This is a genomic window from Mycobacterium colombiense, from assembly GCF_001665835.1.
GTDB classification, from domain to species: domain Bacteria; phylum Actinomycetota; class Actinomycetes; order Mycobacteriales; family Mycobacteriaceae; genus Mycobacterium; species Mycobacterium colombiense_A.
Genome location: NZ_LZSX01000062.1, coordinates 13,382 through 26,196 on the forward strand (window position 1 = coordinate 13,382; position 12,815 = coordinate 26,196).

Consider the following 12,815-nt stretch of genomic DNA (forward strand, 5'->3'; position numbering starts at 1 on the left):
CCAGGGCGAATATCAGCGAAATTTTCGCCGTGGGTGCACGTTCGGTGGCTCAGGACGCCGCGAGGCGTCCCGCCGTCTCGACCACGCGGCGGGCCAGGTGCTGCGCCATCGTGGTGCCATGGCCGGTGGCCGAGTAGATGATCGCCAGTTTCGTCACGGCGTCATGGTAGGCCGCAAATCCGGAACTGCGGAGATTCCGAATTCCCGGCGCAACAACGTGCGGGCCGCGTAGTAGCCGGCCATGCCGTGCACGCCGCCGCCGGGCGGTGTGGCCGCGGAGCACAGGTACACCTTGGGAATGGGCGTGCGCCAAGGGTTTAACCGCGGTGTCGGGCCGGCGATCGCCCGCCAGGCGGAGTTGCCGCCCATCCCGATGTCGCCGCCGACATAGTTGGCGTTGTGGTCGCACAACCGGGCGGCCGGAACCGCGCGCGCCGCCACCACGACGTCGCGGAAGCCGGGGGCGAATCGCTGGACCACCGCGGTCACCGTTTCGGTCGCGTCGATGGTGGACCCCGCCGGCACGTGGGCGTAGGTCCAGAAGGGCCGGCGACCGGCGGCGTCGATGCGGCCGGGATCGGCGACGTGCGGCGACGCGGCCAACACCATGGGCCACTGCGCGTGCCGCCCGGCGGCGATGTCGGCCTCGGCGCGAGCCATCTGCGCCCGGGTGCCGCCGAGATGCAGGGTGGTTGCCTGCCGCAGCCGGGGGTCCGACCACGGGATTTCGTCGTTGAGCACGAAGTCGACCTTGGCGACCCCGGGGCCAAAGGGGTAGCGCCGCAAAGCCTTAGCGTAGCGAGCGGGCAGGGCGTCGCCGTAGATCGCCAGCAGCGCGGTCGGGGCGGTGTCGAAGGCGACGACCCCGCCCGGCGGCGACGTAACCTCGGTGCCCGCCGTGAGCTCGCCCCCGTGGGCGCGCAGGTCGGCGATCAGGGCGTCGGTGATCGCCTGGCTGCCGCCCACCGGAATCGGCCAGCCGACCGAGTGCGCGAGGGTGGCCAGCATCATCCCGGCGCCGGCCGCGGTCAGCGACGGCATCCGCGAAATGATATGCGCGGCAACGCCGGTGAACAGCGCGCGGGCGTCTTCGCCGGCCAGCGTCCCCCACGCCGGGGTGCCTTGGGCCAGCATCCGCAGCCCCAGCTGCAGCGCCGACGGCAGCGAGTTCGGCACCGACCTTTTGTCGCCCAGCAGCAGGGCCACCACGTCGTCGGAGCGCTCGACCAGCGGGCCGAGCAGGCGCTTGAAGGACGCGCCGTGCTCGAGTTCGGCGCAGGTGCGGTTCAGGTCGCGGTAGGCGATGACCGCGGGGCGACCGGGCAGCGGGTTGGCGTACGAAATCTCCGGCACCGCCAGCTGCACGCCGCGGGCGGGCAGGTCGAATTCCTTGAAGAACGGCGACGCCAGCGCCAACGGGTGCACGGCGGAGCAGATGTCGTGCAAGACTCCCGCAGAATCTGGGTCGGGTGCGGTGCGCGCACCCCCGCCAAAGGTCGGCTGAGCTTCGACGACCTGCACTTTCAGGCCGGCCCGGGCGCAGATTACGGCAGCCGTCAACCCGTTGGGTCCGCTGCCGACGATGGTGACGTCCACGCGTCAATTACAGCCGATAGGCTGGCCGGGTGAATCTGCCTGTTGTACTCATTGCCGACAAGCTCGCCGAATCCACCGTCGCCGCCCTGGGCGACCAGGTCGAGGTGCGCTGGGTAGACGGCCCGGATCGGGAGAAGCTGCTGGCGGCCGTGCCGGAGGCCGATGCGCTGCTGGTGCGTTCGGCCACGACGGTCGACGCCGAGGTGCTGGCGGCCGCGCCCAAGCTGAAGATCGTCGCCCGCGCCGGGGTAGGCCTGGACAACGTCGACGTCAACGCCGCCACCGAGCGCGGTGTGCTGGTGGTCAACGCGCCGACGTCGAACATCCACAGCGCCGCCGAACACGCGCTGGCACTGCTGCTGTCCGCGGCCCGCCAGGTTCCGGCCGCCGATGCCTCGCTGCGCGAGCACGCCTGGAAGCGGTCGTCCTTCTCGGGTACCGAGATCTTCGGTAAGACGGTCGGCGTGGTGGGCCTGGGCCGGATCGGGCAGCTGGTTGCCCAGCGGCTCAGCGCCTTCGGCACCCACCTGGTCGCCTACGACCCCTACGTGTCGCCGGCCCGCGCCGCGCAGCTGGGCATCGAACTGCTGACGCTGGACGAGCTGTTGGGCCGCGCCGACTTCATCTCGGTGCACCTGCCGAAGACCCCCGAAACCGCGGGCCTGATCGACAAGGACGCGCTGGCCAAGACCAAGCCGGGCGTCATCATCGTCAACGCCGCTCGCGGTGGCCTGGTGGACGAGGCCGCGCTGGCCGACGCGGTGCGCAGCGGCCACGTGCGTGCGGCCGGCCTGGACGTCTTCTCCAAGGAGCCGTGCACCGACAGCCCGCTGTTCGAGCTGCCGCAGGTGGTGGTCACACCGCACCTGGGCGCATCGACCGAAGAGGCGCAGGACCGGGCCGGCACCGACGTCGCGGCAAGCGTGAAACTCGCTCTGGCCGGGGAATTCGTCCCCGACGCGGTCAACGTCGGCGGCGGGGTGGTCAACGAGGAGGTGGCGCCCTGGCTGGACCTGGTGCGCAAGCTCGGGGTGCTGGCCGCCACACTGTCCGACGGCCCGCCGGTGTCCTTGTCGGTACAGGTTCGCGGCGAACTTGCCTCCGAAGATGTTGAGGTGCTTAAACTTTCGGCGCTGCGCGGGTTGTTCTCGGCCGTCGTCGAGGGGCCGGTGACGTTCGTCAACGCGCCGGCGCTGGCCGAAGAACGCGGCATCACCGCCGAAATCGGCACCGCGTCGGAAAGCCCGAACCACCGCAGCGTGGTCGACGTACGCGCGGTTGCGCCCGACGGCAGCACCGTCAACGTCGCCGGCGCCCTGTCCGGGCCGCAACTTGTGGAGAAGATCGTCCAGATCAACGGGCGCAACTTCGATCTGCGCGCCCGGGGCACCAACCTGGTGATCAACTACATCGACCAGCCCGGCGCGCTGGGCAAGATCGGCACCCTGCTGGGTTCGGCCGGGGTGAACATCGAAGCCGCGCAACTCTCCGAGGACGCCGAGGGCCCGGGTGCGACGATCCTGCTGCGCCTGGACCGGGACGTTCCGGGCGACGTGCGGGCCGAGATCGGCGCGGCCGTCGGCGCCAACAAGCTTGAGGTGGTTGATCTGTCGTGAAGTGCGCCGGCGACGATGCAGAGCGGAGCGATGAGGAGGAGCGGCGCCGATGAAGTTGGCGGTGATCGAGGGCGACGGGATCGGGCCCGAAGTCGTTTCCGAGGCCATCAAAGTCCTGGACGCGGTGCTGCCCGGGGTGGACAAGACCAGCTACGACCTGGGTGCGCGGCGATACCACGCCACCGGTGAGCTACTGCCGGACTCGGTCGTCGACGAGCTGCGCGCGCATGACGCCATCCTGCTCGGGGCCATCGGTGACCCGTCGGTGCCCAGCGGCGTGCTGGAGCGAGGGTTGTTGCTGCGCCTGCGTTTCGAGCTGGACCATCACATCAACCTGCGGCCGGGCCGGCTGTATCCCGGCGTGAACAGCCCGCTGGCCGGCAACCCCGAGATCGACTTCGTGGTGGTGCGCGAGGGAACCGAAGGGCCCTACACCGGCACCGGCGGCGCCATCCGCGTCGGAACGCCCAACGAAGTCGCCACCGAGGTAAGCCAGAACACGGCTTTCGGTGTGCGCCGGGTGGTGGCCGACGCGTTCGAGCGGGCCCAGCGACGCCGAAAGCACTTGACACTGGTGCACAAAACGAACGTGCTGACCTTCGCCGGCAGGCTGTGGTCGCGCATCGTGGCCGAGGTCGGACGCGACTATCCCGACGTCGAGGTGGCGTATCAACACATCGACGCCGCGACCATCTTCATGGTCACCGACCCCGGCCGCTTCGACGTGATCGTCACCGACAACTTGTTCGGCGACATCATCACCGACCTGTCGGCGGCGGTGTGCGGCGGAATTGGCTTGGCGGCCAGTGGAAATATCGACGGCACCCGGACCAATCCCTCGATGTTCGAGCCCGTCCACGGTAGTGCACCGGACATCGCCGGCCAGGGCATCGCCGATCCGACTGCCGCCATCATGTCGGTGGCGTTGCTGCTCGCCCATCTCGGTGAGGACGCCGCCGCTAAGCGGGTGGACCGGGCGGTCGAGCAGTATCTGGCAACGCGTGGGGGCGAACGGCGCGCCACCACCGAAGTCGGCGAACGGATTGCTGCCGGGCTCTAGTTTCCAGGCCGGGTGGCACCAACCGCGTCGGCACCAGCGGCACCGCCGCCAGCGGGAACAACGCGCACAACATCCATGCCGGTGGATATTTCGCGGCCGAGATCAACGCACCGAACAGTGGGGGGCCGGCTGCGGCCATCATCCGCTGAGTGGTGTTCTGGATGCCCAGGGCGCGTCCGCTCCAGTACGGGCCGGCGAATTCGGTGATGGCCGTCGCCTCCAGCCCGTTGTCGAGCACCGCGATCACCGAGATGACGACCATCAGCCCCGCCTGCCACCGGGAGTTCATGTAGTCGGCCCACGCCAGCAGCAGCAGGACCAGCACGGCGGCGGCCGCGATGTAGCGCACCGGCCGCATGCGTGAGCCGAGCCGATCGGACCAGCGGCCCACGGCCACGCGGCCGAGCGCACCGAGCAACTGCGACAGGGTGACCAACCCGCCGGCGGCCGCGACCGACCAGTGCAGGTTCTTGATCAGCCACACCAGCATGAACGTCACCGTGACCGTTTGCGGCATCATCATCAGGCCCGCCACCGCGTGAATTCGCCACAGCGTCAACGACCCTCGGTACGGGCTGGCAAGTTCCTGATTGCTGGCGCTGGCGCGAGGTTTGCGCGGCGGGTCGACGATTCCGACGACGCTCACTACCGCTCCGAACACGCACGCCAGCGCGGTGAACCGAAGGCCGGCCTGCGGCCCGTGTTCGGCGAGCTCGGGAATTATCATCGCGCCCAAGGCGATTCCCAGGGGTTGCGCGGTTTGGCGGATGCCCATGGCCAGCCCGCGCTGGTGTGGCGGGAACCAGGCGGCCACCAGCCGCCCGCCGGCCGTGTTGCAACTGGCGGCGGCCATACCGCCGAGGAACAGGTACACGGCGATCATCACCATCGAATGTGCCGACGCCGCCGCGTAGGCGGCTAATGCGGTGAGCGCCGAGCCCGTGGCCATCACCACCCGCTCGCCCACCCGGTCGAGCACGTATCCCCAGAGCACCAGCGTGACCACCATGCCCCAGCTGGGCATCGAGGCCAGCAGACCGGCCTCGTCGAGCCGGATTCTGCGCACGCTTTGCAGCGACGGGATGAGGAACGCGACGCCGTTGATGAAGAGGAACGAACTTGCCGTTGCCAGCAGCGAAACGATCATGATCGACCAGCGGACGCCCGCGCCGATTTCGGACGTCTCGGCGGGGTCGGACTGCATTCCCCATGCTTGCATACCGGCGGGAAATGTAGGGCAGGACTCGTGCCGTCGTCCGTCATTGCCGCCCCAATTTCGCCCCGCTGAGTGACGGCCCGCCACGCCCGGCTACGCCGCGCTCGCGACCGTCACTAGCTCCGATCGTGACGGCCCGCCACGCCCGGCTACGCCGCGCTCGCGACCGTCACTAGCTCCGATCGTGACGGCCCGCCACGCCCGGCTACGCCGCGCTCGCGACCGTCACTAGCTCCGATCGTGACGGCCCGCCACGCCCGGCTACGCCGCGCTCGCGACCGTCACTAGGCTCAACCAAATGCGCCTTGGTCGAATCGCCAGCCCGGACGGTGTCGCCTTCGTCAGTATCGAAGGCGACCTCAACGACCCAGCCGAGATGATCGCGCGCGAGATCGCCGAACATCCATTCGGCACGCCGAACTTCACCGGCCGATCCTGGCCGCTGGCCGACGTCCGGCTGCTCGCCCCGATACTGGCCAGCAAGGTGGTGTGTGTCGGGAAGAACTACGCCGACCACATCGCCGAGATGCAGGACACGACCGGCCCCGCCCCGGTGGATCCGGTGATCTTCCTCAAGCCCAACACCGCGATCATCGGGCCGAACGTGCCGATTCGGTTGCCGGCCAACGCATCACCGGTGCACTTCGAGGGCGAGCTGGGGGTGGTCATCGGCCGGCCCTGCAAGGACGTGTCGGCAGCCCAGGCGTCGGAGAACATCCTCGGCTACACCGTCGGCAACGACGTCTCGGCGCGTGATCAACAAAAATCCGATGGGCAGTGGACCAGGGCCAAAGGGCATGACACGTTCTGCCCGGTGGGGCCGTGGATCGTCACCGACCTCAAACCGCTGGACCCCGGCGATCTGGAATTGCGTACCGAGGTCAACGGCGACGTCAAGCAGCACAGCCGTACCTCCCTGCTGATCCACGACATCGGATCGATCGTCGAGTGGATCTCGGCCGTGATGACCCTGTTGCCCGGCGACATCATCCTCACCGGCACGCCGGCGGGCGTCGGCCCCATCGAGGACGGCGACACCGTCTCCATCACCATCGAGGGCATCGGCACCCTCACCAATCCCGTGGTCCGTAAAGGAAAATCGTGACTGCACCAGCACACGCAGACCTAGTCCGCGTCCGATTCTGTCCCTCGCCCACCGGAACCCCGCACGTCGGCATGGTCCGCACGGCACTGTTCAATTGGGCGTACGCCCGACACACCGGCGGCACGTTCGTGTTTCGCATCGAGGACACCGATGCCCAGCGCGACAGCGAAGAAAGCTATCTCGCTCTGCTGGACGCGCTGCGCTGGCTCGGCCTGGATTGGGACGAGGGGCCTGGGGTGGGCGGTCCCTATGGCCCGTACCGCCAGTCGCAACGCAGTGAGATCTATCACGACGTGGTGGCCCAGCTGCTCGAAGCGGGCGAGGCCTACTACGCCTTCTCGACGCCGGAGGAGGTCGAGGCGCGCCACGTCGCCGCGGGACGTAATCCCAAGCTGGGCTACGACAATTTCGACCGGCAGCTGACCGATTCCCAGCGCGCCGCGTTCCTGGCCGACGGCCGCCAACCCGTGGTGCGGCTACGCATGCCCGACGAGGACCTCGCGTGGGACGACCTGGTTCGCGGCACCACCAGCTTCGCGGCCGGGTCGGTGCCGGATTTCGCCTTGACCCGCGCCAACGGAGATCCGTTGTACACCTTGGTGAACCCGTGTGACGACGCGCTGATGAAGATCACCCACGTGCTGCGCGGCGAGGACCTGCTGTCGTCCACCCCGCGCCAGCTGGCGCTGTATCAGGCGTTGATCCGCATCGGAGTCGCCGAGCGGACCCCGCAGTTCGCGCACCTGCCAACGGTATTGGGGGAGGGAACCAAAAAACTCTCCAAGCGCGACCCGCAGTCGAACCTGTTCGCCCACCGCGACCGCGGCTTCATCCCCGAAGGTCTGCTGAACTATCTCGCGTTGCTCGGCTGGGCCATCGCCGACGACCACGACGTGTTCAGTCTCGACGAGATGGTGGCCGCGTTCGATGTGGTCAACGTCAACTCCAATCCGGCCCGCTTCGACCAGAAGAAGGCCGACGCGCTCAACGCCGAGCACATCCGGATGCTGGCACTCGACGACTTCACCGCCAGGCTGCGCGACTATCTCGACGTCCACGGCCATCGGCTCGAATTGGACGACGTCAGCTTCGCCACCGCCGCGGACCTGGTGCAGACCCGGATCGTGGTGCTCGGCGACGCGTGGGACCTGCTGAAGTTCCTCAACGACGACGAATACGCGCTCGACCCCAAGGCCGCCGCCAAGGAGCTGGGAGCCGACGGCGCCGCGGTGCTGGACGCGGCGCTGCCCGCGCTGGACGCCGTGACGGACTGGACGGCGCCGCAGATCGAAGCCGCGCTCAAGGCCGCGCTCATCGACGACCTGGGCCTCAAACCGCGCAAGGCATTCGGCCCGATCAGGGTGGGGGCAACCGGGACGACGATCAGCCCGCCGTTGTTCGAGTCGCTGGAGCTGCTGGGCCGCGACCGCAGCATGGGGCGACTGCGGGCCGCGCGCGAGACGGCCGGGCGGGAACCCGCTTGAGCGGCCGGGACCACGCGTGCGGAGTGTCCGCCGAGACTTTGGTAGTCTGCACTGCGGTTTACAAAGGCCGACAACGGCTGGCGGCGGCGGACTCCAAAGAGCTTATGAAAGCCCGCAATCGACGCTGACCAGCGGTTTTAGGCAGCCAATGGGGTATGGTGTAATTGGCAACACAGCTGATTCTGGTTCAGCCATTCTAGGTTCGAGTCCTGGTACCCCAGCAAAATTCTCTCCGCCTCAAGCGATTAGGTGGGCTCATCGGGGTGAGCTATGCTGACTGCTCGGATCGTTTCTGGCCCCGTCGTCTAGCGGCCTAGGACGCCGCCCTCTCACGGCGGTAGCGTGGGTTCGAATCCCATCGGGGCTACAAATATCGCAGCTACTGGTCGGTCCCCAGGACCGCCGGTGCTGTCGATCCACCAACCGGCATGGCCGGCAAGCCGAGTTTGCGGTGATCCCATGAACGAGCCCGACGGGCCACGATGCGAACGCAGACCCGCTTGTTCATCATCTGCTCGACGAACGGCTTCATGTCGTCGCTGTAGGGACCGGTGTAGCGCTCCCAGACGCTGACGCCCACGCGGTGTGAGACATCGGGATCGTCGATGATCTCGGCCACGCCCTCGAAGGACACCCCGCGCAGGGTGTCGTAGGTGTGGCCGTCCTCGATCAGAAAGCTCACCCGCGGGTCGCGTTTGAGGTTGACGGCCTTCTGCGACTTGGCCTTGGTCTCCAGCCAGATCTCGCCGTCGACGACGGCGTACCACATGGCGGTCAGGTGCGGCTGGCCGTCGGCGCCGACGGTGGCCAGCGTCCCGGTGCGGCTTTTCACGACGAAATCGGCGATCTCGTCTTCGGACATGACGATGCTCGCGCGCTGATTGGTTCCCATGCCGGTCAGTCTGTCAGGCGTGCCTGCGGTGACTGTGCACTGGTGGCGTTGGGCGTGCACCGAGGGCGAGAAAATTCCCGATTACGCCGCCCTGGACGCACACTCGCCTCCGGAACAGCTCAGAGGCGGCGGGTGAGCGCCTCGGCGGCGGACAGGAGGTCGGCTGCCCAGCGCACCCCGGGGCGCCGGCCGATCCGGTCGATGGGACCCGACACCGAGATTGCCGCGACGACCGCACCGCGTCCATCGCGCACCGGCGCAGACACACTCGCCACGCCCGGCTCGCGCTCGGCCACGCTTTGGGCCCAGCCCCGCCGCCGCACTTCGGCCAGGGTTCGTTCGGTGAATTTCGCCGTCGCGAGCACCGTTTTCTGCGTGGCCGCGTCGCTATGGGCCAGTAGCACTTTGGCGCCCGACCCGGCCGTCATCGGCAATCGCGCCCCGATCGGAACCGTATCGCGAAGGCCCGCAGCGGGTTCCAGAGCGGCCACGCAGACGCGGTCGGTGCCTTCGCGGCGGTACAGCTGCACGCTCTCGCCGGTGGTTTCGCGCAACAGCGGCAGCACCGCGCTGCTGGCGGCCAGCAGCGGATCGTTGACGTGGGCCGCGAGTTCGGTGACGGCCGGACCGAGAAGCCAGCGTCCTTCGTCGTCGCGGGCCAGTAGGCGATGCGCTTCGAGGGCGGCGGCCAGCCGGTAGGCCGTCGCGCGGGGCAAGGAGGTCCGCTCGCACAGTTCGGCTAACCCACAGGGTGATTGGGAGATCGTGTGGAGGATACCCACGGCTTTGTCCAGGACGCCGATGCCGCTATGCTGTCTCACAAGGAGATACTAGCGTCTCGCATTCTGAGATCACAGCCTGGATGATCGGCGAGCCGCTAACGAGGCGAATTGAGGCGACTTCGATATGGGAATCGACCAAGGGGCGGCGGGGGCCGCCACCAAACCGCGCACTCTGGCCGAAAAAGTTTGGAATGACCACGTTGTGGTATCCGGTGGTGCCAGCGAGCCGGACCTGATCTACATCGATTTGCATCTGGTGCACGAGGTCACCAGCCCGCAGGCTTTCGACGGCCTGCGCCTGGCCGGCAGGCCGGTGCGCCGCCCCGATTTGACGCTGGCCACTGAGGATCACAACGTTCCGACCATCGATATCGACAAGCCGATTGCGGACCCGGTGTCGCGAACCCAGGTCGAGACATTGCGGCGAAATTGTGCCGAATTCGGTGTGCGGCTATATCCAATGGGCGACGTCGAGCAGGGCATCGTGCACGTGGTCGGGCCGCAGCTTGGCCTCACTCAGCCCGGAATGACGGTCGTCTGTGGGGACAGTCACACCTCGACGCACGGCGCATTCGGCGCGCTGGCCATGGGAATTGGCACCTCGGAGGTCGAGCACGTGCTGGCCACCCAGACGTTGCCGCTGCGGCCGTTCAAGACGATGGCGGTCAATGTCGACGGGCAGCTGCCCGCCGGCGTGACGGCCAAGGACATCATTCTCGCGCTGATCGCCAAGATCGGTACCGGCGGCGGGCAGGGCCACGTCATCGAATATCGCGGCAGCGCCATCGAATCGCTGTCGATGGAAGGCCGGATGACGGTCTGCAATATGAGCATCGAAGCCGGCGCCCGGGCGGGAATGGTGGCCCCGGACGAAACCACGTTCGAGTTCCTGCGCGGCCGCCCGCACGCCCCGCAGGGGGCGCAATGGGATGTGGCGATGAGTTATTGGCAGCAGCTGCACACCGACCCCGGCGCCGAATTCGACACCGAGGTCTACCTCGACGCCGCGTCGCTGAGCCCGTTCGTGACGTGGGGCACCAACCCCGGCCAGGGCGTTCCGCTGGCCGACGCGGTCCCGGATCCCGAGCTGATGACCGACGACGCGCAGCGCCAGGCGGCTGAGAAAGCGTTGGCGTATATGGACCTTCGACCGGGCACACCCATGCGTGACGTCGCCGTTGACACGGTGTTCGTGGGCTCTTGTACCAACGGTCGTATCGAGGATCTGCGCGTCGTCGCCGACGTGCTGCGCGGCCGCAAGGTCGCGCCCGGGGTCCGGATGCTGGTGGTGCCGGGCTCGATGCGGGTGCGGGCGCAGGCCGAAGCCGAAGGGCTGGGCGAGGTTTTCACGTCCGCGGGTGCCGAATGGCGCCAAGCGGGCTGCTCAATGTGCCTGGGGATGAATCCCGACCAGCTTGCGCCGGGGGAGCGGTGCGCCGCGACGTCCAACCGCAACTTCGAAGGGCGCCAGGGTAAAGGCGGCCGCACGCATTTGGTGTCTCCGGCCGTTGCCGCGGCGACGGCGGTTCGCGGCACATTGTCTGCTCCGGCCGATTTGAGCTGACGTATTTCGACTGTTGAAGGGATGAGCATGGAAGCATTTCACACCCACACCGGTATCGGTGTGCCGCTGCGGCGCTCCAATGTCGACACCGATCAGATCATTCCGGCGGTGTATTTGAAGCGTGTCACCCGAACCGGTTTCGAGGACGGCTTGTTCGCCAGCTGGCGGTCGGATCCGTCATTCGTGCTCAACCTCAGCCCCTTTGACCGGGGGTCAGTGCTAGTCGCGGGTCCCGATTTCGGCACGGGGTCGTCGCGTGAGCATGCGGTGTGGGCACTGATGGACTACGGGTTCCGGGTGGTCATCTCGTCTCGATTCGGTGACATTTTCCGGGGCAACTCCGGCAAGGCGGGGCTGCTGGCGGCCGAAGTTTCTCAGGACGGTGTGGAGCTGCTCTGGAAGCTCATCGAGCAGAGCCCGGGCTTGGAAATCACTGTCAATCTTCAAGATCGAAATATCACCGCGGGAACGACGGTGCTGCCGTTCAAGATTGACGACCACACCGCATGGCGGCTACTCGAAGGCCTTGACGATATAGCCCTTACGCTGCGGAAACTCGATAAAATAGAGTCATTCGAAGTGGCGTATCCGGAGTGGAAACCCCGTACTCTGCTCACCTCTTGAGTAGTCGGTCGACGCCGATTTTCTGCTTGATCGGCTAACTAAACCGAGCCGATTTTTAACACCCCCCACCGGTCAAGGGCGGCAACCAGATTGCGAAATCGGTGGACGCCTTGCCCTGAAATTGCGCGTGGCTCTTGGAAATTTGCTGGGTGAGGGTTTACCGTGTCCACTAGTCGGTTCAAATCGAGGACCACTAGCGTCGGAGGGATTGATGAACAAGGCAGAGCTCATTGATGTGCTCACAACTAAATTGAACACGGACCGTCGACAGGCGACCGCTGCGGTCGAGAATGTTGTCGACACCATTGTGCGTGCGGTACACAAGGGCGACAGCGTCACGATCACCGGGTTCGGTGTGTTCGAACAGCGGCGCCGCGCAGCGCGGGTGGCCCGCAACCCGCGGACCGGTGAGACGGTGAAGGTGAAGCCGACGTCCGTCCCGGCGTTCCGCCCCGGTGCTCAGTTCAAAGCGGTTGTGTCTGGCGCACAGCGCCTCCCGTCGGACGGCCCGGCCGTCAAGCGCGGTGTGGTAGCGGGTGGTGCGGCAAAGAAGACCGCCGCGAAGAAGGCGCCGGCCAAGAAGGCGGCGGCCAAGAAGGCGGCTCCGGCCAAGAAGGCGGCGGCCAAGAAGGCTCCGGCCCGCAAGGCCGCGACCAAGGCCCCGGCCAAGAAGACCGCGGCCAAGAAGGCTCCGGTTCGCAAGGCGGCGACCAAGGCTCCGGCCAAGAAGACCGCGGCCAAGAAGGCCCCGGCCAAGAAGGCCGCGAGCAAGGCTCCGGCCAAGAAGGCGGCGAGCAAGGCTCCGGCCCGCAAGGCTCCCGCCAAGAAGACGACCGCGCGTCGCGGTCGCAAGTAAGCGGAGTCAAGTTCTAGACA

At 67.4% G+C, this 12,815-nt stretch carries 11 protein-coding genes and 2 tRNA genes; 9 read left to right on the top strand and 4 right to left on the bottom strand.

Annotated features, from left to right (window positions below):
- Nucleotides 1-153 precede the first annotated feature (153 nt).
- Nucleotides 154-1,596, bottom strand: a complete 1,443-nt coding sequence (locus A5760_RS11820) for a phytoene desaturase family protein (RefSeq protein WP_064880874.1) — start codon at nucleotides 1,594-1,596, stop codon at nucleotides 154-156.
- A 29-nt stretch (nucleotides 1,597-1,625) separates the two neighbouring features.
- On the opposite strand from A5760_RS11820, the gene serA reads away from it, so the two are divergent.
- A complete protein-coding gene (serA, locus tag A5760_RS11825) occupies nucleotides 1,626-3,212 on the top strand; it encodes a phosphoglycerate dehydrogenase (RefSeq protein WP_064880876.1) in 1,587 nt (528 codons plus the stop codon).
- A 49-nt stretch (nucleotides 3,213-3,261) separates the two neighbouring features.
- Nucleotides 3,262-4,272, top strand: coding sequence for a 3-isopropylmalate dehydrogenase (locus A5760_RS11830; protein ID WP_064880878.1), 1,011 nt, complete (start codon nucleotides 3,262-3,264; stop codon nucleotides 4,270-4,272).
- Here the strand turns inward: A5760_RS11830 and A5760_RS11835 are convergent.
- A complete protein-coding gene (locus A5760_RS11835) occupies nucleotides 4,172-5,476 on the bottom strand; it encodes an MFS transporter (protein ID WP_064880880.1) in 1,305 nt (434 codons plus the stop codon). The genes A5760_RS11830 and A5760_RS11835 overlap by 101 nt on opposite strands.
- A 310-nt stretch (nucleotides 5,477-5,786) precedes the next feature.
- On the opposite strand from A5760_RS11835, the gene A5760_RS11840 reads away from it, so the two are divergent.
- From A5760_RS11840 to A5760_RS11855, 4 genes are all read left to right on the top strand, one after another.
- Entirely contained in the window at nucleotides 5,787-6,593 is an 807-nt protein-coding gene (locus A5760_RS11840; protein WP_064880882.1) for a fumarylacetoacetate hydrolase family protein, read from the top strand.
- Complete coding sequence (gltX, locus tag A5760_RS11845; RefSeq protein WP_082279442.1) at nucleotides 6,590-8,077, top strand: glutamate--tRNA ligase; 1,488 nt, start codon at nucleotides 6,590-6,592, stop codon at nucleotides 8,075-8,077. The genes A5760_RS11840 and gltX overlap by 4 nt, the downstream gene beginning before the upstream one ends.
- Nucleotides 8,078-8,226: 149 nt before the next feature.
- Nucleotides 8,227-8,298, top strand: a tRNA-Gln gene (locus A5760_RS11850).
- 73 nt (nucleotides 8,299-8,371) lie between these two features.
- Nucleotides 8,372-8,444: transfer RNA gene (locus A5760_RS11855), tRNA-Glu, on the top strand.
- A gap of 12 nt (nucleotides 8,445-8,456) precedes the next feature.
- Here A5760_RS11855 and A5760_RS11860 read toward each other — a convergent pair.
- Together A5760_RS11860 and A5760_RS11865 are read right to left on the bottom strand one after the other, a co-directional pair.
- Entirely contained in the window at nucleotides 8,457-8,969 is a 513-nt protein-coding gene (locus tag A5760_RS11860; RefSeq protein WP_064880886.1) for a pyridoxamine 5'-phosphate oxidase family protein, read from the bottom strand.
- 119 nt (nucleotides 8,970-9,088) lie between these two features.
- Nucleotides 9,089-9,790 carry an IclR family transcriptional regulator gene (locus tag A5760_RS11865; protein ID WP_064880888.1) on the bottom strand — a complete coding sequence of 234 codons (702 nt, stop codon included), beginning with the start codon at nucleotides 9,788-9,790 and terminating at the stop codon, nucleotides 9,089-9,091.
- An 85-nt stretch (nucleotides 9,791-9,875) separates the two neighbouring features.
- Between A5760_RS11865 and leuC the strand changes: the two genes are divergently transcribed.
- The 3 genes from leuC to A5760_RS11880 all read left to right on the top strand — a co-directional run bounded on the left by leuC (nucleotide 9,876) and on the right by A5760_RS11880 (nucleotide 12,795).
- On the top strand, nucleotides 9,876-11,315 hold the full coding sequence (leuC, locus tag A5760_RS11870) for a 3-isopropylmalate dehydratase large subunit (protein ID WP_064880890.1): 1,440 nt from the start codon (nucleotides 9,876-9,878) through the stop codon (nucleotides 11,313-11,315).
- A 27-nt stretch (nucleotides 11,316-11,342) separates the two neighbouring features.
- Entirely contained in the window at nucleotides 11,343-11,939 is a 597-nt protein-coding gene (gene leuD / locus A5760_RS11875) for a 3-isopropylmalate dehydratase small subunit (protein WP_064880953.1), read from the top strand.
- A gap of 211 nt (nucleotides 11,940-12,150) precedes the next feature.
- Nucleotides 12,151-12,795: an HU family DNA-binding protein gene (locus A5760_RS11880; protein WP_064880892.1), complete on the top strand. Its 645-nt coding sequence runs from the start codon at nucleotides 12,151-12,153 to the stop codon at nucleotides 12,793-12,795.
- Nucleotides 12,796-12,815: the final 20 nt, after the last annotated feature.